Annotated in this window: 18 protein-coding genes; 11 read left to right on the plus strand and 7 right to left on the minus strand. The window is 38.8% G+C overall.

The window, feature by feature from the left end:
- The first annotated feature begins 211 nt into the window (after positions 1-211).
- The 5 genes from J3L16_RS03870 (at position 212) to J3L16_RS03890 (ending at position 3127) form a co-directional block, all read left to right on the plus strand.
- Positions 212-616, plus strand: a complete 405-nt coding sequence (locus tag J3L16_RS03870) for a hypothetical protein (RefSeq protein ID WP_207611584.1) — start codon at positions 212-214, stop codon at positions 614-616.
- Positions 617-729: 113 nt separating this feature from the next.
- Complete coding sequence (locus J3L16_RS03875) at positions 730-1197, plus strand: hypothetical protein (protein WP_207611585.1); 468 nt, start codon at positions 730-732, stop codon at positions 1195-1197.
- Positions 1198-1276: 79 nt separating this feature from the next.
- Complete coding sequence (locus tag J3L16_RS03880) at positions 1277-2152, plus strand: hypothetical protein (RefSeq protein WP_207611586.1); 876 nt, start codon at positions 1277-1279, stop codon at positions 2150-2152.
- A 105-nt stretch (positions 2153-2257) separates the two neighbouring features.
- Positions 2258-2722 carry a hypothetical protein gene (locus J3L16_RS03885; RefSeq protein ID WP_347564638.1) on the plus strand — a complete coding sequence of 155 codons (465 nt, stop codon included), beginning with the start codon at positions 2258-2260 and terminating at the stop codon, positions 2720-2722.
- A 60-nt stretch (positions 2723-2782) separates the two neighbouring features.
- On the plus strand, positions 2783-3127 hold the full coding sequence (locus J3L16_RS03890) for a hypothetical protein (RefSeq protein WP_207611587.1): 345 nt from the start codon (positions 2783-2785) through the stop codon (positions 3125-3127).
- 132 nt (positions 3128-3259) lie between these two features.
- Here the strand turns inward: J3L16_RS03890 and J3L16_RS03895 are convergent, their stop codons facing one another.
- A complete protein-coding gene (locus J3L16_RS03895) occupies positions 3260-4282 on the minus strand; it encodes a hypothetical protein (protein WP_207611588.1) in 1023 nt (340 codons plus the stop codon).
- 59 nt (positions 4283-4341) lie between these two features.
- Positions 4342-5352 carry a diguanylate cyclase gene (locus tag J3L16_RS03900; RefSeq protein ID WP_207611589.1) on the minus strand — a complete coding sequence of 337 codons (1011 nt, stop codon included), beginning with the start codon at positions 5350-5352 and terminating at the stop codon, positions 4342-4344.
- 458 nt (positions 5353-5810) lie between these two features.
- Here J3L16_RS03900 and J3L16_RS03905 point away from each other — a divergent pair, with 458 nt between their 5' ends.
- The gene (locus J3L16_RS03905; protein ID WP_207611590.1) at positions 5811-6353 is read left to right on the plus strand and encodes a sigma-70 family RNA polymerase sigma factor; all 543 of its coding nucleotides are present in this window, start codon (positions 5811-5813) and stop codon (positions 6351-6353) included.
- A 37-nt stretch (positions 6354-6390) separates the two neighbouring features.
- On the opposite strand, the gene J3L16_RS03910 is transcribed toward J3L16_RS03905, so the two are convergent.
- The 3 genes from J3L16_RS03910 to J3L16_RS03920 are packed head-to-tail and all read right to left on the minus strand — an operon-like array spanning position 6391 to position 12387.
- Positions 6391-7359, minus strand: a complete 969-nt coding sequence (locus J3L16_RS03910) for a phosphatidylinositol-specific phospholipase C domain-containing protein (RefSeq protein WP_207611591.1) — start codon at positions 7357-7359, stop codon at positions 6391-6393.
- Positions 7360-9615, minus strand: a complete 2256-nt coding sequence (locus tag J3L16_RS03915; protein ID WP_207611592.1) for a metallophosphoesterase family protein — start codon at positions 9613-9615, stop codon at positions 7360-7362.
- Positions 9616-9675: 60 nt separating this feature from the next.
- A complete protein-coding gene (locus tag J3L16_RS03920) occupies positions 9676-12387 on the minus strand; it encodes a TonB-dependent receptor (RefSeq protein ID WP_207611593.1) in 2712 nt (903 codons plus the stop codon).
- A 344-nt stretch (positions 12388-12731) separates the two neighbouring features.
- Here J3L16_RS03920 and J3L16_RS03925 point away from each other — a divergent pair, with 344 nt between their 5' ends.
- From J3L16_RS03925 to J3L16_RS03945, 5 genes are all read left to right on the plus strand, one after another.
- Positions 12732-13868, plus strand: coding sequence for a helix-turn-helix domain-containing protein (locus J3L16_RS03925; RefSeq protein ID WP_207611594.1), 1137 nt, complete (start codon positions 12732-12734; stop codon positions 13866-13868).
- A gap of 191 nt (positions 13869-14059) precedes the next feature.
- The gene (locus J3L16_RS03930) at positions 14060-14818 is read left to right on the plus strand and encodes a DUF1266 domain-containing protein (protein WP_207611595.1); all 759 of its coding nucleotides are present in this window, start codon (positions 14060-14062) and stop codon (positions 14816-14818) included.
- Complete coding sequence (locus J3L16_RS03935; protein WP_207611596.1) at positions 14800-15309, plus strand: hypothetical protein; 510 nt, start codon at positions 14800-14802, stop codon at positions 15307-15309. Before J3L16_RS03930 ends, J3L16_RS03935 begins: the two co-directional genes overlap by 19 nt.
- Positions 15310-15495: 186 nt before the next feature.
- On the plus strand, positions 15496-16293 hold the full coding sequence (locus tag J3L16_RS03940) for a hypothetical protein (protein ID WP_207611597.1): 798 nt from the start codon (positions 15496-15498) through the stop codon (positions 16291-16293).
- A 155-nt stretch (positions 16294-16448) separates the two neighbouring features.
- Positions 16449-16637, plus strand: coding sequence for a hypothetical protein (locus J3L16_RS03945; protein ID WP_207611598.1), 189 nt, complete (start codon positions 16449-16451; stop codon positions 16635-16637).
- 62 nt (positions 16638-16699) lie between these two features.
- On the opposite strand, the gene J3L16_RS03950 is transcribed toward J3L16_RS03945, so the two are convergent.
- Both J3L16_RS03950 and J3L16_RS03955 read right to left on the minus strand, forming a co-directional pair.
- Positions 16700-18313 carry a GGDEF domain-containing protein gene (locus tag J3L16_RS03950; protein WP_207611599.1) on the minus strand — a complete coding sequence of 538 codons (1614 nt, stop codon included), beginning with the start codon at positions 18311-18313 and terminating at the stop codon, positions 16700-16702.
- Complete coding sequence (locus tag J3L16_RS03955; protein WP_207611600.1) at positions 18314-19810, minus strand: 5'-nucleotidase C-terminal domain-containing protein; 1497 nt, start codon at positions 19808-19810, stop codon at positions 18314-18316. It abuts the gene before it with no gap.
- Positions 19811-19900 lie beyond the last annotated feature (90 nt).

The following is a 19900-nucleotide window of genomic DNA, read 5'->3' on the forward strand; positions in this document are numbered from 1 at the left end:
GTATAGAAATTCATTGAGTTTTCTCCGTTGGTTTGGTTGCCTATTAGGATAAACTCTGTTTATGCTAATTTGGAGGAGGCTCAATGAGTATCAAAGCGGTCAAGCTGACGGCTATTCCGTCGCTTGTTTATGTGGCGGGCGCTACGCTGACACAACACAATCAACTACATAGCCGCAGCTTACCGCGGCGTTAGGTACCAAGGAAACTTCAATGGATTATCAAGAATCAACAGGACGTTTTAGTGAAGTTTTAATTGGTATTGTTACTGCTTTAATCTCACTCGTCTTTTTCGGGCTTATCTATTTGATTGTTATCAATGCTACGCTTTCTGTGGTTTCAGTAGTTGGTTTCTTTGTCTTAGCGTTAATTGGATACTGGTTTGCGCAAATTTCGTATCGACTACTTTTGCAAAAACAAAGGAATAATGGCGGATTAATCTCTCCAATAGCTTTAAAGTTCTGGTGTGTAGTTTTTGCAATTTCTTCAGTTGGGTTCCTTATCTTTGCAGCGTTTGAAAAAGATATTAACGCTATGTTTAGTGCGGCAGTTATTCTGCCCGCATGTTGGTTTGGTTGGAAGCTTGCAAACAAGAGGAAACAGCGCAATGGTATCTAACAAAACAATAAACAACGCACGCTTCGCGGGCTGGGACAATTCCTCGTTGGCGGCTGTGCCATTTTCGCCAGCAAGTAATTGTCCGTTATTGGAACGTTAGGCCCAAATTTACAATGAATGATTTCCAACCAAACTATTCGACTTATTCATATTTTGAGCTCAAAGAAGCATTAGAATCAATTGATAAATCGCTATTTTCTGAACGAGCTAACCAAATTCAAGCGGAGCTAGATAAAAGAACTAGTAAAAGCCAAATGGTAGGTGATCATGCTGAACAAATAAAAGCGACGGATAATAAACTCAAGACTCCGAATATTCTGACAAAGACCGACTCGAAAATCGTTCATTTTATTATCCGAGTATGGTGCATGATATTGTTTTATTTACCAGCTGTTGAATTATATGAAATTATTACAGTAGGTACTACGTATGCTCGTAGACACGGAACAATTACGTTCGACAGTGATCCTTTCATTTTTAGTATTGAGGTCGTTAAAAGTTTAATTTTTGCTGTTTTACTTGTCCTAGGATTTTTTAAAAACCCTATGATGCTAGGGAAGAAGAATGAGCCAAAGGCCTAACAAATACATAAACCGGATGTTGGCAAGAGCGGCCACCACCGGTTATGTAAGGTGTTAGGCGAACCAGAAGGAATCAACTTTGTCTGAAATCATCAACTATCTTCAAATCGGAACAAATGCCTTTGCTTTATTGGTAGCAGGATGGATTTATGCAGCATATATCAAAAACTTAAACTCAACACTTAAGTTGAAAGATGAACAAATAAAAGCTGTAGATAAAAACATTTCGTTTTTAAGAGACAAAATTACAAACCTTGAGAAAAAGAGCCCAGAGAATATAGAAAAGATACTTAATGAAAGAATCAAAATCAGAGAAGAAGAAATCATTAGGCTTAATGATGATAAAAAAGATCATGTAAGTGAGGTCTCTACAAAAGGAGAGGAAGTTAAGAGGCTTAAAAGCGAACTGGAAAAAGCTAAAGGTATCAGAAGAACAATGGATTTATTAGAACTCGATTTGGAAGAAGAGGATGATAAATACTGGTTGTTTTCAGTAGATGCTGAATATGAGATTGAAGAAATGGGTGAAGTTGCTGTGGATAGTGGGCAACTAATGATAACTGACCCTGGGTATATCAATTCTGAATGGCAAGATGACGAGTTTGAAGATATTCGATTGGTAAAAGATGTAGATACAGGTGAAATCTACCAATTCAGAAAAGACTTTAATAACTACGGTGAAAAAATTTCTGGTTTTGATAATACGGTAAATGAACTAGTTGAATCTGGAAAGTTTGAACATTTAGAAGTGGATAACTCGGATAAAATAAACTTTTCATATGCTGGTGTGTGCCATGCAACTTTGTCAGAAAAAGGTTATGGAGAGTTACCTTTCAAACTAGGTCATGTGGGAGCAGGTATCGCAGTTAGAACCGTGCTAGGTGATGGCATGTATCCTGTGTATGCCGAAAAATATGATGGTAAAATTGTTCGAGTATATTTTAATCTGATATAAAAGTTCGCCTAACAAGTCATTAAACCCAATCGCTTTGCTAGCTGAGACAAAAACGCAATGGGTTTTCGTCCGTTAGTGAAGTGTTAGGCATATATAGGAAGTATTGTGTTAGATTCAAATATAAATAAACCTCTTATTTTGGGGGCATTTTTCAGTGCAGTTGCTGCTTTAGCTCATCTAGGGTGCGTTATATTTGGTGGTGATTGGTATCGCTTCTTTGGGGCAGGTGAAAAAATGGCTATGATGGCCGAGGCAGGAGAATATTATCCTACTATTGTTACATCAGGTTTGGTTTTAGTACTTTTAATTTGGTCTATTTACGGGTTATCTGGTGCGAGGTTGATCATTAAACTTCCACTTTTACGTACAGCTTTAGTTCTTATATCATCTATTTATGTATTACGTGGCGTAGTATTCGTTGTGTTAATGCCTATATTTCCTGAAAATAGTCTTACATTTTGGCTTGTAAGCTCCGCAATATGTTTAAGTATTGGTATGCTATATTCTATTGGTACTTATCAAAGCTGGTCAAAGACGACACTCACACCTTGCCGCCACACAAGTGAGTAGAAAAGATTAGCCGCCCGTTATTGGGTAACACCAACGTAAACAATGAATGAGGGACAAATTATGGATTCAAGTATGATGGAAGTATATGTAGGTGTGGTTGCAGCGACGATAGCAATTATTGCATTATTTCTACAAAGGTACGAAATAATTAAAAATGGGCGAATGAGTGCATTAATTCATGCTTCAAACTTAATTCAGCAACGGATAGATTACTATGAGAATATAATTCAAGGAGTCGAGGAGCGGGGCGAATCTTCGTTTGGATTGAAATCTAGAATTAATGATGAGTTGCGCCCATTAAAACATAAAATAGATTTCGAACTTCTGGATTTAATGGGGCGACATGACGGGGTAACTCAAATACCAGATATTAAATCAGCTTTAAAGTCTAAAAATACACAATAAAAACATAAAGACTATACCTTAGTTTGAGTCGGAATTTTCATTCGGACTCGTTGTTTCATGTTGCACTATCGCTTTACTTTTTATATCGAAAGGCTGATGGGTGAATAAATCGTGCTGTTTAGCTAACGATGATTAATCTTTAGGTTTATACAAAGCATAATGCTTGCGAATAACGTTTTCTGCCTCTTTTCCTTGAGGTGTAAATTTGTTATCGGTTGGACCACCGCTGTTTGGTTTAAGGTGCCATTTCCATAGAAAGCCGCCAAGAAACCATTCTTGAGACCAAAGCGAATTAAATAGTGCAGTATATCCATTTGCTTGCTCCGACATACTTACAGGATCGCTATCTTTTAGTTCCCAATGGTTACCTGCTGCTTTTTGAATATTCCTGTATCCGAATTCTGTGAATAGTATTGGCTTTTGCCATTGTTTTGAGTGGGTTTGCAGTTTGCTAACAGTAGGTAGCCAAGCAGACTCTAATTCTTCTACGGATGGTTTAATTTTATCTGAGAGTGGGAAATAAGCGTCAATACCTATGATATCTACATAAGGCCAAAATTCTATGTTGTCATAGTTGTCCCAATTACTTGCGTAGGTTATTTGGCCAGAGTAAATTTTTCGAACTTTACTTATAAGATCTATCCAAAAGTCAGGTTTTTTACTCGCAACGAGCCGAAATTCTGTGCCGATACAAAAAAGCGCAACGTCGTGCTTTTCTGCTAAGGCAGCCAGTTCCAGTATATAATTTGAGTAAGACTCAGAAAAAACTTTCCATTGTTGATCTGAGTTAGTTTCGAACTCTCCTGGCCAGCCATCGCCTTTCACCCAAACATGAGGTTTTAACATGATTTTTAGGTTCTGCGCTTTTGCATTAGCTATGGTTTGAGCAATGCCTTTGGGCTTTTCGCCCCACCACTGTCGGCGATAGTTATAGTTAACCTTGGCGTCGTTTTTATTGATAAAGGCATAAGGCACAATGGCAATGTAATTCGCATTGACGTTTTTAATTGGCTTTAAAAGCTGAGTGTCGAAGGGAGTTCTTGATGCTTCTAGAGTTACGCCGTTAAATTTTGTGGGTAATTGCGTTGTTGCTTTTGTTTCACCAAAGATGCTCAATGAAAAACAAAAAATAGCGAGGCGTAAAAAATTGATCATATGCAACGGCCTAAGAGAACGTGACCTTGTTAAAAAGTAGTATGTAGTAAACAAATGTATTATTCGGATAGCTGATATCTATTTCTGCCATTTTTCTTAGCTTGATACAGCGCTTTATCTACTTTATCTAAAGAATTATCATCGTTTTTTGATTCTACGGGATCGATGACACTGATACCAATACTAACTGTAATATATGGGTTAATTGGTGAATCGGGATGTTGAATACACTCTTTTGCAACGGATTTAAGTAGAGCGTCGGCTACATGTTGTGCCCCTTTAACATCAGTATTGGGTAACAAAACAGCAAACTCTTCGCCGCCGAAACGGGCAACAAAATCCGTTCTTTTGTTACTTAGCACTGTATCTAAATGTCGGGCAACTTTAACCAGAACTTCATCGCCAAGAACATGTCCTACAGCGTCGTTGAAGCGTTTGAAATAATCTATATCGATAAGCATCAGCGAAAATACGCTTTTATCCTTGTAATGAGAATGCCAAATTTTATCGAAATATTCGCGAAAAGCGCGGCGGTTTGGGATTTGAGTGAGTTCGTCGAGCAATGCTAATTTTTCTAAAGCTATATTGGCTTCTTTCAATTCTTTGGTGCGCTGGATAACTCGCTGCTCTAGTTCCTTATTCAAGGCTTCAAGTTCAAGCTTAGCATTAATTCTATCTGTAACTTCAATAAAGGTACCTATTACACCACTCACGTTACCTGAATCGTCATATAGTGGTAATTTGTTGGTTTCGAGCCAAACATGTTCACCATTTGCTTTGATTAGTGATTCAATAATATGAAGTTCAGCTTGGTCATTTTTAATAACACGTTGATCGAATTCAATAAAAAGGTCAGCTTGCTCTTTATTCCATGGCATGTCGTAGTCAGTTTTACCAACGATATCTCTCGGTGAGCTAACACCTGCAACTTTTGCAAAATACAGATTACAACCTAAATAGATGCTGTTTTTATCTTTCCAAAAAATAGCTTGGGGAAGCGTATTTAACACTCTATAAAGCGTATCTTCCTTATTGTCTGAACTGATCAGAAAGTTTAAGCAATCATTCATTGAGGGGAAAACCCCGAATGTTTGTTATAGGTAACTGCGAGCATATTTTTTACCCAAAAAATCCATTGTATAGGTGACGGTTATTTATACAGTTATTATAGGGCAATTTTATCTTAAAAGTGCATATGATTAACAACCACTGCTGGGTAAAACGCGTTAACAAACATGATGCTTAAATACTAAGGAGAAATCTGAAACTGCTTTTTTAAATATTAACTCTTTGTTTTATTTTGATTAATCCTTTACACACACTTATTCTGGTCACGTATTTTAATGATCACAGGACAAATAACTTATAAGGAAAGGTAATAAATACCTTTAGCGCTAGAGCTTGTCTTTTCACATTCTTAGGTTTCTATATATCTAATCTTTAATAAATATGTCATGAATTTGCCTTAAACAAATGACTTAATTGGTTAACCAAATAATGAATGTAAATTAAATTTAAGGGAAGAGTTTTGACTGCATATAACATCAATTATGGTGATATCGCTGTTTATCCTATGTACGTTTGGGAGGGCGATCTTCCAAAGGTAAGGAAATTTATTTCTTCGAAAATATCAGACAAACAAGACGTGGATGATTTGGTACAAGAAACCGTACTTCGAACAATAAAAAGTCGAGGGGAGAACGCCCCTTTAAACTCTTTAGCCTATCAATTACAAGTAGCCAAAACAGTTATTTATGATTATTGGGAAGGAAGTGCGGCAACAAATAATAGCTATGACAATGATGATCTTGATTCTCAGATAGAGATTACTCATACCCCAGATGAACAATTTATCCATAGCGCTAAGTTAAGAGAGTTATTTTCAGTCGTTGAACAAATGCCAAAGCTTCGTCAAGAGGTGTTTACTTTACGTAGAATAAACGAAATGAGCCGAGAGCAAATCGCCAGCAAGTTAGGTATATCCATTGATGCAGTTAAGAAACATATAAATAGAGCTACCGCCGATTTAGCTCTGCATATGCAACAACAAGGATGGAATGAAAAAGAGTAAAATAACAATATGCTAAACCCTAGTTACACTCTTATTGCTAATTACTGTCTGTGTCTTTAAAGCCTAGATATAAAGATAAGGCATCAGTGTTCGATAATCCTAATCCAGTAACGCCACCCTTGCTCATCGCTCTATTTTTGTTAAACGGTGTGCTTAACGAGGGTAGATTAGAGATAACAATATCTGATTCTTGTAAATAAGCTGATTGATACCCAAGTTGGTCGTGTTTAACTAATTGTAAATAAGGTTGGTTGTTTTTAACCTTGAGATAAGACTGAATTGCCCGTTCTCCTAGAAAATCATAATCAACAATACCGTGTTTATTTTCCCCTAACCACCTTGGTGCTAAAAAGATATGACTGTCTATGAGCTTTTCTATATACGTTGAATTAGCCAACAAGTCTAAACCTTCGCTAATACTCAGTGTTTGACGTGCCGATGCGCCCTCATAGTTAACGTGGTTGAGTTGCGTGTTGAACTTTCTATATACTGCAACAAGCAGTTTACCTCTATGGTTATTTAAAGCTTTTGAACTTTCTCCATAAGACACTAGTTTCTCTTCAGAAACTAAAGGAGCTACCGCTTTGACAATTTGCTCGATTTTCTTTTGAATAACCATATTGGGTGGTATATCGGTGTTATTGCCATTTAAGTGGGTCAGTTCAAACAACACGATCACAGGCATATGCTGTGGGTGAGCATCAGACCAATTTACAACATTTTGTAAACACGTAGTGATGCTTTCGCAATGCTGAGGCTCACCTTTTTCATCATGGGCAACGCGACCCGAGTTATCCCACACATCAAATTCCAGTATGCGTATACCCTTATTCAGTTGTTGGGTTAAATTGAGGTTTTGCCATCGCTCAGGTGTGGCTAAATAGCTGTTATGGGAGTAGGTGATATAAGAATGATATGGTGGGAGTTCTGCGCTTACTGTACTTTCTGCCAGAAGCTTAAAAGGCATTATTAAACAGGCGAACTGTATCAGAATATAGATACGCATTTAGTGCTTTTCCTTATCCGCTTCGGATTGAATAACAGCATATTTCCCTTCGCGATTTATCATGGCCCAAAGTGTTTGGTTGTTGTGGTTATAGCCCCACAACTTCATGTGGCAATGTTCTGGCAACACTTTTCCATTTTTATCTTTTGGCATTCGGCCGCGGCGTTCTTTGCCGTACACAACACTAAAGTCGTCACTGTAGGCACTAGCAATAAAACAAGCCTTGTTGGTGACAACGTGCCATTGGCGTTTATTGTCGTCATATCGGGCTAAGTACGCATTGGTTAACTGTGCGTTTGGAACACTGAGAGATAAAGTAACTGTATCGGCGTAGCCTTGCTGAGCTTGTTCAGGTGTTATTGCTTCAGGGTTAGCAACTTGCTTACCTTTATTATCAAAGAAAAACGTTGATGGTGACGCAGTTAACGGCATTCCTTGTGCGTTGAAACTACTTCCTGTTTGCCCACTGATACCGCTGATCATGACAATATCAGAAACAGTAACGAGGTTGTTATCACTAAACCAACTGAAGGTAAGTAATTCGTTAAGAGGAACCCTTTTTTTATGGTACGTATTGCCCGATGGCGTTTGAATTTGATGAGTGTTAAAGGTTAAATTGTATCCGTCGTATATGGCCGCTGTGGACCCCAAATAGTCACTTTTCTTCGGTGCTTCACTGGTGAACCAGTAGTTTTGTCTGGGTTTAACGATGCGTTTATCGGCGTCTATGGCGTAGTGGTATACGTCGCCTTTTTGCCAATTGGCATCCAAGCGTTGCCAGTTGACTTTATTTGAAGCTTTATCCAAAGTGGGTTTTAACCATTGCTGGTTTTCGCTCTCCCAGTGTAATCCTTGGGTCATATCATCAGGACTAAACGAAATAGGGTGATACCAATTAGTAATGCGTATTTCTCGAGACGACATTTCTACTATTATAAAAGACAGAGAAGAGGTTCTGTGATGCTCATCGACAAAGTTGTGCTGGGCTAAACCCACTTCATATTCAGGGCTGAAGCCGAATCGGTTTTCGTAGGCTTTCCACGAGGCATTACCAGTAATGATTTGAGTGAACATGTTCTTTACAGGGGCGTTCGAATTCGCCCGAATGAGGCTGCGAGAGTATTGATGGTCGTGGCCAGATAAATACATAACCTGATGTTTAGCGAACAAACTTAAAATATCTTGGGTTAGGTTCGGAGCAATAGCTTCTTGCATATGCATGTAACCAATTTGCCCTATGTCTAAACCAAAGAGGTTTTCTGTAGGCGCATTAGCGGTGTTGATGCCTTGGGAGCCTGTTAATGGACGTTTTTTGGGGGCCAATGGTTCATGGGCAAATACCACTCTGTGTTTTACTGAGTGTGTGTGTTTTTCTAGTACGTCTTGCAACCAAGGTTTAAGTAAGGTCCATGAGCCTCGGTAGCTATTATTTATTAGGCTACTGAAGTAATAGTCGAGACCAATAAATAACGTGTCGCCTTCAACAAAGTAATACACCAAATCTTCAATACCGGGATAGCCAATCACCAAGCCTTTGGCTATTTTGTCTTGAATTAAACTTCCAGGATAAGCTTGATAAAGTTTATAACCTTGATCGAAGGTATCGTTTGCTTGGTAGGCATCAATGCCGTTATCTACATTGTTAACCGATGTAGGTTTGCCAACATGAGGGGCAGCATCAAACCATTGTTGCCAGTCGTTACCGTCGACAACCTCGTGATTTCCCCGCACAGGGTAAACATTGATGTTGTTTGTTAAGAGTGGTTTGGCAACCTTTGTCATCCACTGTTGATATTCGTGTTCACTGCGCAAGTCGGTTAAATCTCCAACGGCTAAAACCATATCGACTTGTTCTTCAATGATTTTAGCGACAATTGGTTCAACGAGAGGGAGGGGTAAGTGACGGTAGCCAATGGGGAAATCTTTTGGATTTTCGACTATCACCGGGTTCTGGTTTTCGTTCAACACAAGCATAGGATGCCAATAGCTAGCGCCATTATTGCTTATATCAATAAGGAATCCTTCACCGTCGTAATAACCATCTTTGTTCCAATCTATGCCTAAGTGAGTTTTAGTCCCATTGGGAAGTGTGACTCTATTTTTACCCCAGTTGTCGTCGGCCCCTTGAGTGTCGGGAATAACTGCAAATTTTAATGAGAACTCATCGGTATTAGCGTGGGCAAATGGAACACTGAGTAGTAGTGAGACGAGTAGGGCGAGTAAACCTTTATTGGCAGGAGTAACAGGGTAAAGCATGTTCAAAGCTCGATATGTAAAGCAAAAATAGGTACGGCATGTGCCGTACCTTGTTAGGAGTTAAAACTGATATGACGCACCAAGGTAAATAATACGTCCACTATTAGTTACATTATAAAGTCGGTCAACATTGTCTTTACGAGAAAATTGCTGATCGGCTTGGTCCGTTAAGTTAGACCCTTCTAATGTAAGTTTAAGGCTTTCAGTTAATTGGTAAAACGCGCTTAAGTCCCAAAATGTAGAAGCCTCGAAACCAGAGAAGTCTTGGTCGTTGCCTACCGCACCACCGTTAATGTACTTGCTTCGGTAGTTAAACGACAGTCTCACGCCCCATTTCTCAGTTTCATAGTAAGTGGTTAAGCTTCCTGTGACATCTGATAAGTTGGGGAAATCGCGAGTATCAACCACTTCACCATTAACAAAGTTTTCTACTTCACCGTCAGTAAAACTAACATTACCCACCATACCTAATTTATCGAAAGGTGCAGGTAAAAAGTGAAAATCACTTTGCAAACTAAATTCAGCACCTTGAATGAAGGCTTCACCTGAGTTAGTCGAAAATGACACTAACGTCGGAGAGTTGGCAGTAAAACCTGCTGGCAACAAATCGAGGGATACACCGGTTTCGCCAAAGGTAGAGTTTTGATTAACATCAATAATGTAGCCGTCTAAGTCTTTTCTGAATAAACCTATGGCGAGATACCCAACTTCATCAAAATACCATTCAAACCCAAGATCCCAGTTTAGTGACGTGTAGGGCTCAAGTTCAGGGTTGGCGCCATTCACTTCTAAGCTTTCACCTTCCGCACTGACTGTGGGAGTGCCGGCAAGATCATTGTATGATGGACGAGTCAGGTTTTCGCTAACACTGAATCTCACTAAGTGATCTGCGCCAGTTTCGAGTACGAGGTTGAGTGCGGGTAATATTCCATCGTAGTCTCTACCAAAGGTATCGACTTCATCATTAATCAAAAACTCAGTACTGGTGTCGGTTTGATAATAGCGAGCGCCTAAGTTGCCTCGAAAAGGCATATCCGCAATCATGCGATCCCATTCGTATTGAACATACAAGTTCGTGGTTTCTTCAGTTACACCGTTGGTGGAATCACCAATACCCAAATCAATACTAGTTTCTTGAGTACGATTTGGGTTGTTTTGCACAAAATCACTATTTAATACTGCTTGTGCATCAACTACAGCCCAGCTAACTTGTTCGTTGTCAGATACCGTAAAGAAAAAGTTGTCATCTAATGCTTGTGCATATTCAGCGCCGTTGTCTACATTATTTAGTATATCGCGAATATCAACTCTTACGGTGGCATTGTCTAATTCTTTATAAGATACACCGGCTTTCAAAGTGTCAGTATCATTAACTAAATAATGCAAATCCAGTTTGAAAGTGGTGTTTTCAGTACTGTTGTAACTTTCTGCGATATCGATTTCTTCTAGCCAGTATTCACTTGCATCGGTTAAGTCTTGGCCATAACTAATCTCTGGCGAAAGAATGTCGTCAGTGTAATCAAAGGTGAAATCACCACGGCGCTCTACATACACTTTTAAACTGTTTACTTCTAAGTCGGATGTTTCCTTTCCTACAAGAGCGTGAAGAGAAAGATTTTCGCTGAGATCCCAATTTCCAGTTAATGCAATTTGAGTGAAGTCAGTGTCAACTTGGTGATCTCGACTCTCTACATTGATATTGGTGTTTAAAAATTCGCCAAACAGTAGCACGCCATCTTCAATAATGACGTTATTAGTAGTGACGCCCGCACCATAGGCCATAGAGCCTTCATTGCCTCTGGGGTTAACGTGGTATTCGTCTCGCTCGTTGTCCAATTGCCCGTATAGCAAATCTAGGGTTAAATCGAAACTGTCGGCTTTGTATTGCAATGCTGACGTTATCCCTAAACGGGTTTGTTCATTGCCCCATTGAGATAATCGGCTGGCGCGAGGCGCAAGCACTTCTCCAGCGCGAATGGCGGCTTCATCTTCTGCTGATACTTGCGGGCCGTAAATTGATGCATCGCCATTGTCGTCGGCTCTTTGTCGCCAGCGAAATGTGTTTACGCCTTCCTCAATAGATTCTCGCTTGCTATAGGCGATAGACACTAATGCGCCAAATTTATCCCAGGTGTTTGATGCAAGAAAAGCAACCCGAGGAGCCACGCCGTCCACTTTGTCATTGTAGCCGAGTTGCCCAGAAAGAGCTCCGTTAAAGCCGCTGTAGTCAAAAGGTTTTGCGGTGCGTAATGATACGTTTCCAGATAGTCCGCCTTCATCTTGCTCGGCAGAATATGATTTGGTGACGTCGATTTGGTTGAATAATTCAGACGCAAATAAATTGAAGTCAAATGCTCTGTCTCGACTCCCTTGAGAGCGACTGTCTTGGGCGGTGTCGGTATTCCCCAGCACATCCATACCATTTAATTGCACCAAGGCGAAATTGGAATCCATTCCTCGTATCGCGATTCGACGGCCTTCACCGCCATCACGGGTTATTGCAACACCAGGAATACGCTGAAGTGCTTCGGCTAAATTCAAGTCTGGAAAGTCAGCAATGTCTTCTGCCACAATACTGTCGCGAGTTCCTACTGCATCACGCTTTAAGTCACGACCTTTTATTAACGTGCTGCGAAACCCTGTAATATTAATTTTTTCTACTTCTTCTTCACTTACTTCTTGTGCATATACAGTTTGGCTGCTGGCTAATATAGCCGTTACGCAACTGGCAATTAGTGTCTTGGTGTAACGTGTTTTTGTTGTTTTTAACATAATACTTCTCTTGGTTATTTATGTGTTTTCTTTACCTCGGAGACGTCCATAAGTTGTAAAAGGGGACAAAAAGTTTTGTTAAGCTTTTGTGATACTTTTAATAGGGCGTTTATTTTTTAAATCGATTTAAGGGAAAAAAACGAGGTATTGGCTTATTTACGAGTGATTTTGTGATACAAATGAAAGGAATAGAGCGCATTGATTCCGCATCTTTATAGGCAAATTGAATGAATAGGGATAGCGTGATTTGTTTGTAACAAGAAGTTGTGATTTGGCAAGATTGTTTTACCATTCCAACGTACAATGGTCACAAAGGATAGTTAGATAGTAAGGATATTTGGGGTTTGTTTTCGTTTTATCATGTTTTAATGTTGGTTGGGACGACACATGGCCTAGTCACCAGTTTTTTATTACTAACGTCTGAAAAAAATAAAACCAGTAACCGTTTCCTTGCTTTAGGTTTGTTCTCTTTTTGTCTCGTCTGTGTACATAACGTTTTAATTACATCTGGGATGAATAAAACCTTCGCGTTATTCAATTTTTTTCCTATGGCCACTGATTTAGCCTGCGGCCCTCTTTTTTACTTTTATATTTTGTCTTTGGTTACGCCTAAGTCTTCTTTCAATAACAAAATGTTGTGGCATTTATTCCCTTTCTTGTTTTTTCAAAGCTATGTCACCTGGTGCTACTTTAGTGTTGTTGATTTGCCTACTTATGAGCTTAAAGTTGAAGGCGTTATCTCGCTTGCGTATCGGCCTGTAAAAACATTAGAAAATTATCTTACGGTAGTATCTGCGGTTGTTTATATTTTCATGGCATATAGAAAGTTAAGTGAATACCGAAAAAGGGTCGCAGATAATTTTTCTGACAGTGAAGTTGCGACTTTTAGTTGGTTGAAGAAAGTAACTTACCTATTTGTTTTATTAGTTCTATTACTCATTACTATCGCGATAGTCGATTTGATTTTTAATGTAGACGAAATCACTAAAATTCATTGGCGAGTACTTTTGTTATACCTTGCAGGCTTGGTTTACTATTTTGGTTTTGCTGGATATATACAACCGGAATTTAAAATCCCTGTAACTGAATCAACAATAGAGCCTGTAAAGGCTAGCCCTCTTTCTCAATCGCAGGCTGAACAATTAGTAAACCGCTTAGAATCTCTACTTCAAATAGAAAAAATGTATTTGGAGCCAGATTTAAATTCAAAAGAATTGGCTCAGCAGTTGGGTACCAGTCAAAAAAATCTCTCGTATATCATTAACAGTCATTACAGAAAGAACTTTCGCGAGTTGATTAATTCATTGCGAATAGAAGAAGTAAAATCTAAGTTACTAAGTAACGTGGGAGAAAAATATTCAATTCTTGCTATCGCACTTGAATCTGGGTTTAGCTCTGAGGCCAGTTTCTATCGTGTATTCAAAGAACATACAGGATTAACTCCTAAAGCCTTTATTGTGTCGCAAAGCAAAGCTGATTAGCTAAAAACGGATCAATCTAATAAAGGTATTGATTTACCGATTTTTTTCTACTCTCAAAACTTGTTTTGAGAGGTTTTACTATTGTAAAAGTCATAGCCTTTTGGTGTTTTCAACACATGGAAATTTTGTGAAAACAGGCGTAAATCGAAAGCGACCTGTTTTTACCCATAATTTAGTATTAAAGGATATGTATGTTTAATAAATTGATTTCAAAAGCCAAAGGTAAGCTTATCGACATGATTAAGGTTGAGCCTTTTCGTCAGAACGAAAATGCACCCATGCTCACCAACGCAGAACAGTTTTCACTTAGTATCGGCTCAATGTTAGCTGAACATCGCCAAGCTTATTCGAACTCTCTGGAAATGGGGGAAGATGATTTAGACGAAGTGGCAGAGGGGCTAGCGCAAGCATGGGAGATCATGGATTCTGAAACGGCTAAGGATGTGTTGAATTGGCTTTTGGCAGAAGGTCACCGAATTTTATATCCATATGTTTTCAATGGCTTAAAGTATGATGACGAAGATGAATTACTAGAATATATCCACTCGATTACTGATGACAAAAAAATTGGTGCAAAAATATACCACTTTAGTATGCAACTAAAGCAATCCCGAGTGGATCTTTTCGAGTCTGATGTTGTTTCGCTCGATACTGATTTAGATATTGATATTACAGCCTGGGATATGGGGCGCTGTGTTGCCGTTGCTAGAATGTGTTATGAGGTAAGCTATCTTAGTGAAGATGAAGCGTGGGATTTTATAAAACATGCCGCTGAAATAGCAAAGCCTATTTATTCGTCATGGAAAACGTTTGGACATGCTTACCTTGTTGGTAGAGCAATGTGGTCTGGACCGGGCATGCAACTAGATAACATGATTTTTGACTTTAAAAACCATATTGAACATGAAAATAGCCCTTGGCTTAAACACCCGTGGATAAAGAGCCTTTGAAAGTAAAAAGCTTTGTTAAGCTAGCCGCTATTCTTTTTATTGTACTGGTCACTTTGTTTGTGGCCAGCATATTTTTCGCAAATAAAAAAGTAGCTACACAGGTAGAACCATACAGGCCATGGTGGGAGACATTAGAGCCCGATGCAGTCGTAGGCGAAAAAAATTATTACTCTCGTTCTTGCTCCCTTGTTGAGCTTGATACGCAAAGTGAACACCCTTTACCCGAAACTATTTTTAAACCTCCAATTAGGCTCATTGCATCTTGCAGGGGAAGTGATCTTATAATTAATAAGAATGGCTACCTTATTTTTAGTGTTTGTCGGGTCGATTTCGGAGGAGGGGGGTGCGGTAAGGAACGCTACCGAAGTAGTGATATGGTGCATTGGCAAGAAGATATCGGCACCACATGGATTAAAGGGGAGCAGTATACTGCTTGGAGAGAGCTGGGTTCTACTTCCTCGAAAGCCGATGCTGTCAGCAGAGTTGAATAAGGTGTTATGGATGTATAAATGACTAAATCTTGTTTTTAGTCATTTTATGTAAAAGACAAAGGGTGCAATTGTAAGAAAAGATTAATAGTTTATTTTGTCTCCTGTTTGCGTCAAAACCTCTCTACAGAGAGGAGGTAGCCACAATTCAGTTGGTTGTCATTAGGCGTTTTACACACGGAGTCATAAATGAAAAATTTAATTGCGAGTTTACATGTATTTGCGCTGTTGTCTGGCGGAGCTTATGCGTCAGATGTAAAAGATTTTCGTCCGGTTTATAAATTGAGAAATGATTTACAATGCTGGCCTACAGACCCTGACCAAGGTCAAAATTCAGGGCAGTGTACTAGCCGAGGAAACTTCCAGTCTTCGCCACCACCTGTCTATCACGAAACCTATTCAGAAACGGTCAATGGTAAACAACATGAGCTTATTACGTATTGGGCTTATTACGGTAATCAAAACCGATGCACTACGTTAGATAGCGGTCATACTGATGATTGGGAAGCATTAACCGTACATACTGTAGATGGCGACATGTGGCACGTAACCTATTGGCAGCACAATGGTCGTTATACTAGAAGGGTGAATGATATAGAGCGAGAGGGCGACCACCCTGTTGTGTATGTTGGGAAATATTCACATGGTAATTACCATGACCAGCGAAGCCGGGCATCTTTTGACGCATGGGCTTTTGCAACGGGCAATTATTGCTTTTATTGGAAAGATCCAAGAGGTCCAGGAGAAACTTGGTCTCAAGGCGTCGAACCATTAGAAAATATTGGTCAAGGCAGTCAGTTTCCAGGCTCTACAAATCCGCTTCAACGTAATGACAGGCCCCATATGCGAAGTGTTTGTCGAGTGGATGGAGGTAGTGTGATTGGCGGTATTATAGATGGAATAGAAAATACCTGTGATAGAAATCCAAATTACCTCAAAGACGACTCTCTGCTATTGAAAGATTTGTTTTATTTAGATATTTACTAGGTGGATATTGTAAAGTCGTGACCTTATACATTTAAAATGTCTGCTTTTATTGGTAACGGTAGGTATTTCGATACCTAGTTAATGCGAATAAAAGCAGCTGTTCTATACAATACGATTTATATATTATAAATAGAGTAAGAAATTAGGAATATAGAATGGCAATTCGTAGGGTGAAAACACCGTTTTGGTTGGTGGCGATTTATTTTATTGTGAGTTTATTCATAATGCAGTTGTTTAAAGCACATGAATACCCGTCATTGTTGGGGCTGGCTTTAGCAATTGTTATTGTATTGGCTTTGTCAGTGTTATGGAGTAAATACAGTCTGGGTAAAGTGAAGAATTAAGTTTTTCCATCATAAAAAAAATACTTTGTAAGTTAGTTGGTCTCTAAATTAGCGTATGCTTTTTAACTTTTTATAAAGTCTGTAAATACATATTGGTTTCGCCCTTTTGATTTCGCTTCATATAGAGCTTTATCGGCTGTTTCAATGATACTTTTTGAAGAGCAAATCGTTTCGTTAGTGAAATGGCACACAGTTACTCCTAAACTAACAGTTACAAAAGGTGAAATTTGACTTTTTTCGTGGGGGACAGCTAATGTTTCAATGGCGTTTCTCAACCGTTCGGCTATCATCTGTGCTGATTCTTCCTCAGTATGGGGTAAAAGAACTACAAACTCTTCTCCCCCAAAGCGAGCACATAAATCTGTAGAGCGTTTAACTGTAGAGTTTAAGGCCGCGGCTACTTTTCGCAAACACTCGTCGCCTTGGTTATGGCCATAATGGTCGTTATATTTTTTGAAGTAGTCTACATCTATCATGATGACGGATAACGGCCAGCTGAATCGGCGAGATTGGTCAATGGATTTTGTTAAATAGTCTTCAAATGCTCTTCTGTTGGGAATGCCAGTGAGAGGATCACTTAATGACAACTCAAGTAAGGCCTTTTCTTGGGATTGTACTTTTTCGAAATATTCTGAAAAAGTTTGCCCTAAACGGGCTATTTCGTCGTTTCCGTCTAATAATTTTGGCTCTACTTCATGTGCCTTTTCGACTTGGTTAGTTAACTTTATTAATCGTATAACGAATCGTCTATATAAATAATAAATAAAGGCAAAGCTAATAAGAATCGCTATAAACGCAGAAATTAGTGCTAATTGAATATGCTCTTCGACTAATCGAGTGGCTTCTTTTCCTTCATTTAACGTTTGAATACTTATTTTGTCTGTTTGTATTTCGATATTCCTAGCTAAATCTTCAACCAAGTTTCTAACAAAATTTCCTCGACCTCTTGCTCGACCTGTAACCCTTAAAACTTCTATCTTTTTATTTACTAAACCGTTATCGCCTAAGAGCATTTGCTCAATTTTTTCAAGCTCTCGAATTTGTTCAATGTTATTGCCTTTCCCTTTCCCGTTTCTTACTTGAGAAATTTCATATTCAATGGTTTCCTCTAGAAGGCGAAGCTTGTGAATTCGGGTCTGTTGACGTATTTGCGCAACTTGCAAAAACAAATTTGCAGCGTTATTTCTCTTTTCGGGCAGTATTGGATGATGCTCAAACGCCACGGAAGTCGAAAGTATTAAATTCAAAAGTTGCTCGATGGCTGCGTCAAATTCGTCTTCAATTCGCATCCTATAGGCAATAAGGTTATTCAATTCTTCAATTTCTTGAGATAGTGCGTTGAGTTGTATAAAAAGGAATTTGTCATTTGTTTCCAATTTAAATGCCGGGCTGTTCAGGCTAAGTAGTGAAGTTTTGATTTGTTGAGAAACAAGCCGTTGAAAAGATTTACTTTGAGATTGAGACAATTGTGCTGTTAAAGTAACTAAATTCTGAACTTCGCTTGTCAATTTTGAAGCTTGGTTTATTGCCGGTACTGATTGAGTTGTTAGTGTAGAAAGTGCGTTTTTGACATCAGCTAGACGCAAAAATGTCATTGTCATTATAAATATGAATAAGCCTATTACACTAAATTGCGCTAGTGTGAAAGTAGACAGTGTGTTCTGTACTAATCTCATTTATTTATTGTTCGCAAAGTTGGTTAATCGCCCATCTAACTTTAAACTAATTGTACGTTTGTCAATAATTGCTTGTGTGACTAGATCAGAAATTAGAGGTGGTGTTAATTCTTTTGGAGTGATGTCTTCTGCATATTTAAAGACATCTAGGCCGTCACCGCCGTTTGCTAAAAAATTTGTTGTAGAGAGAGAATATAGTTTATCTGGAACTAAAGGTTTGCCATTGATTGTAACGTCGATAACACGTTCACCTGGTGCTCGAGAACTATCAATATTCACTTTAACCCCGGCTACATGAGGAAATGCTCCTTTTACATATTCGATTTCTGAGAGTGTAACCTCGAGTGCTTTAATAAAGTCGTTGCCTGTAACTCGAATTGTTTTTAACAGACTAGGGAAAGGAAGTTCAGTCGCTATTGTTCTTCGATAAATCTTTTGTCCTTGTTTATATGATACGTCGCCACGAATGCTTCCGCCGTTCAAAAGCGCTATATCAGCGTGACTAAATTCTTGCATAGTGTCAGCAATAAAGTTACCAAAACTATTTTCTTGGGTTCTTACTTGTTCTCTGAGTGTTGAAAAGTTGGATTTCCACTCACCAATTTCTACGTTGAGCAGCCTATCTAGCCGAAATTTGTAACCAGTAATTTGTTGTTCTATTTCGGATAGGGCTTTTAGTTTTGATATGTCTTTATATTCTGAAGCGATTAAATGAATACCGTTGTCAATTCTAAAGGTTGTAACGGCAGCTACGCCGGGGCGGTTTAACGTAATTATGTTGGGGTTTTTGTTAATCGTCGAATAGTTCGTTTTTGATAAACGGGAATTAGATAAAAATGCAACATCAATAATACGTTCACTTATAAGTTGGTCAATGAATTCGAAGGGGTATGAATAATGCATTAGGATAACATCAGCACCTTGCTGACGTAGCTGGAGAGCTTGTTCTTTTATTGCATTTACAGGAGGGGTAATAGAAACGTGTGTAAGTAGATATTCGTCGATAACTCGGGGGTGCAGAATTGAAATAAACCCAAGTGATATCCCTCTCTTGCGGATAAGAGTATTTGTACTTAGTTCGTCTAGTTGATTGTTTATTCTGGTGTCGTAAATATTAGAGGCCACAACTGGGAATGCTGCTTCATAGGCTCTGAGTGAAAGTTCATCTTCGAAATAGCTGAACTCGCGCTTGGTCACCCCCATAACATCAGGCTCTATAGAATTAAGTATATCAATGATATGAGAACCTTGATCGAAAGTAGACAAGGCACTAGGACCAATAGAGCCACCTCCAAATACAAAAAATACATTACTCTTGGTATTTTTAACCTGAGTAACCAAGGTACCAAGCCCCGCATAATTTGCTGATGTAGAATCATTAATATTTTGCATATCTGCAGCGGTAATAATTGTAAATTTTGATTGTGCGACAAGATTGCCCGCTGATATGAAATATGCAGTTAAAATAACAACCCAGTAGTTAACATTCCTTCGCATATCCAAATGAATTCGCTTTTTTGTTAGTTCAAAGTTACTTACTTAACTAATAATGACCAGAACAAGCGGGTGCAATCAAAGACGCACCCG

Origin of the sequence: Alteromonas sp. 5E99-2, from assembly GCF_017368475.1 — a bacterium.
In the GTDB taxonomy this organism is placed as follows: Bacteria; Pseudomonadota; Gammaproteobacteria; order Enterobacterales; family Alteromonadaceae; genus Alteromonas_F.

Coding starts and splice junctions, on each gene's coding strand:
- J3L16_RS03870 (WP_207611584.1), top strand. CDS start 212: ATGGATTATCAAGAATCAACAGGACGTTTTAGTGAAGTTTTAATTGGT.
- J3L16_RS03875 (WP_207611585.1), top strand. CDS start 730: ATGAATGATTTCCAACCAAACTATTCGACTTATTCATATTTTGAGCTC.
- J3L16_RS03890 (WP_207611587.1), top strand. CDS start 2,783: ATGGATTCAAGTATGATGGAAGTATATGTAGGTGTGGTTGCAGCGACG.
- J3L16_RS03895 (WP_207611588.1), bottom strand. CDS start 4,282: ATGATCAATTTTTTACGCCTCGCTATTTTTTGTTTTTCATTGAGCATC.
- J3L16_RS03900 (WP_207611589.1), bottom strand. CDS start 5,352: ATGAATGATTGCTTAAACTTTCTGATCAGTTCAGACAATAAGGAAGAT.
- J3L16_RS03910 (WP_207611591.1), bottom strand. CDS start 7,359: ATGCGTATCTATATTCTGATACAGTTCGCCTGTTTAATAATGCCTTTT.
- J3L16_RS03915 (WP_207611592.1), bottom strand. CDS start 9,615: ATGCTTTACCCTGTTACTCCTGCCAATAAAGGTTTACTCGCCCTACTC.
- J3L16_RS03920 (WP_207611593.1), bottom strand. CDS start 12,387: ATGTTAAAAACAACAAAAACACGTTACACCAAGACACTAATTGCCAGT.
- J3L16_RS03930 (WP_207611595.1), top strand. CDS start 14,060: ATGTTTAATAAATTGATTTCAAAAGCCAAAGGTAAGCTTATCGACATG.
- J3L16_RS03940 (WP_207611597.1), top strand. CDS start 15,496: ATGAAAAATTTAATTGCGAGTTTACATGTATTTGCGCTGTTGTCTGGC.
- J3L16_RS03945 (WP_207611598.1), top strand. CDS start 16,449: ATGGCAATTCGTAGGGTGAAAACACCGTTTTGGTTGGTGGCGATTTAT.
- J3L16_RS03950 (WP_207611599.1), bottom strand. CDS start 18,313: ATGAGATTAGTACAGAACACACTGTCTACTTTCACACTAGCGCAATTT.
- J3L16_RS03955 (WP_207611600.1), bottom strand. CDS start 19,810: ATGCGAAGGAATGTTAACTACTGGGTTGTTATTTTAACTGCATATTTC.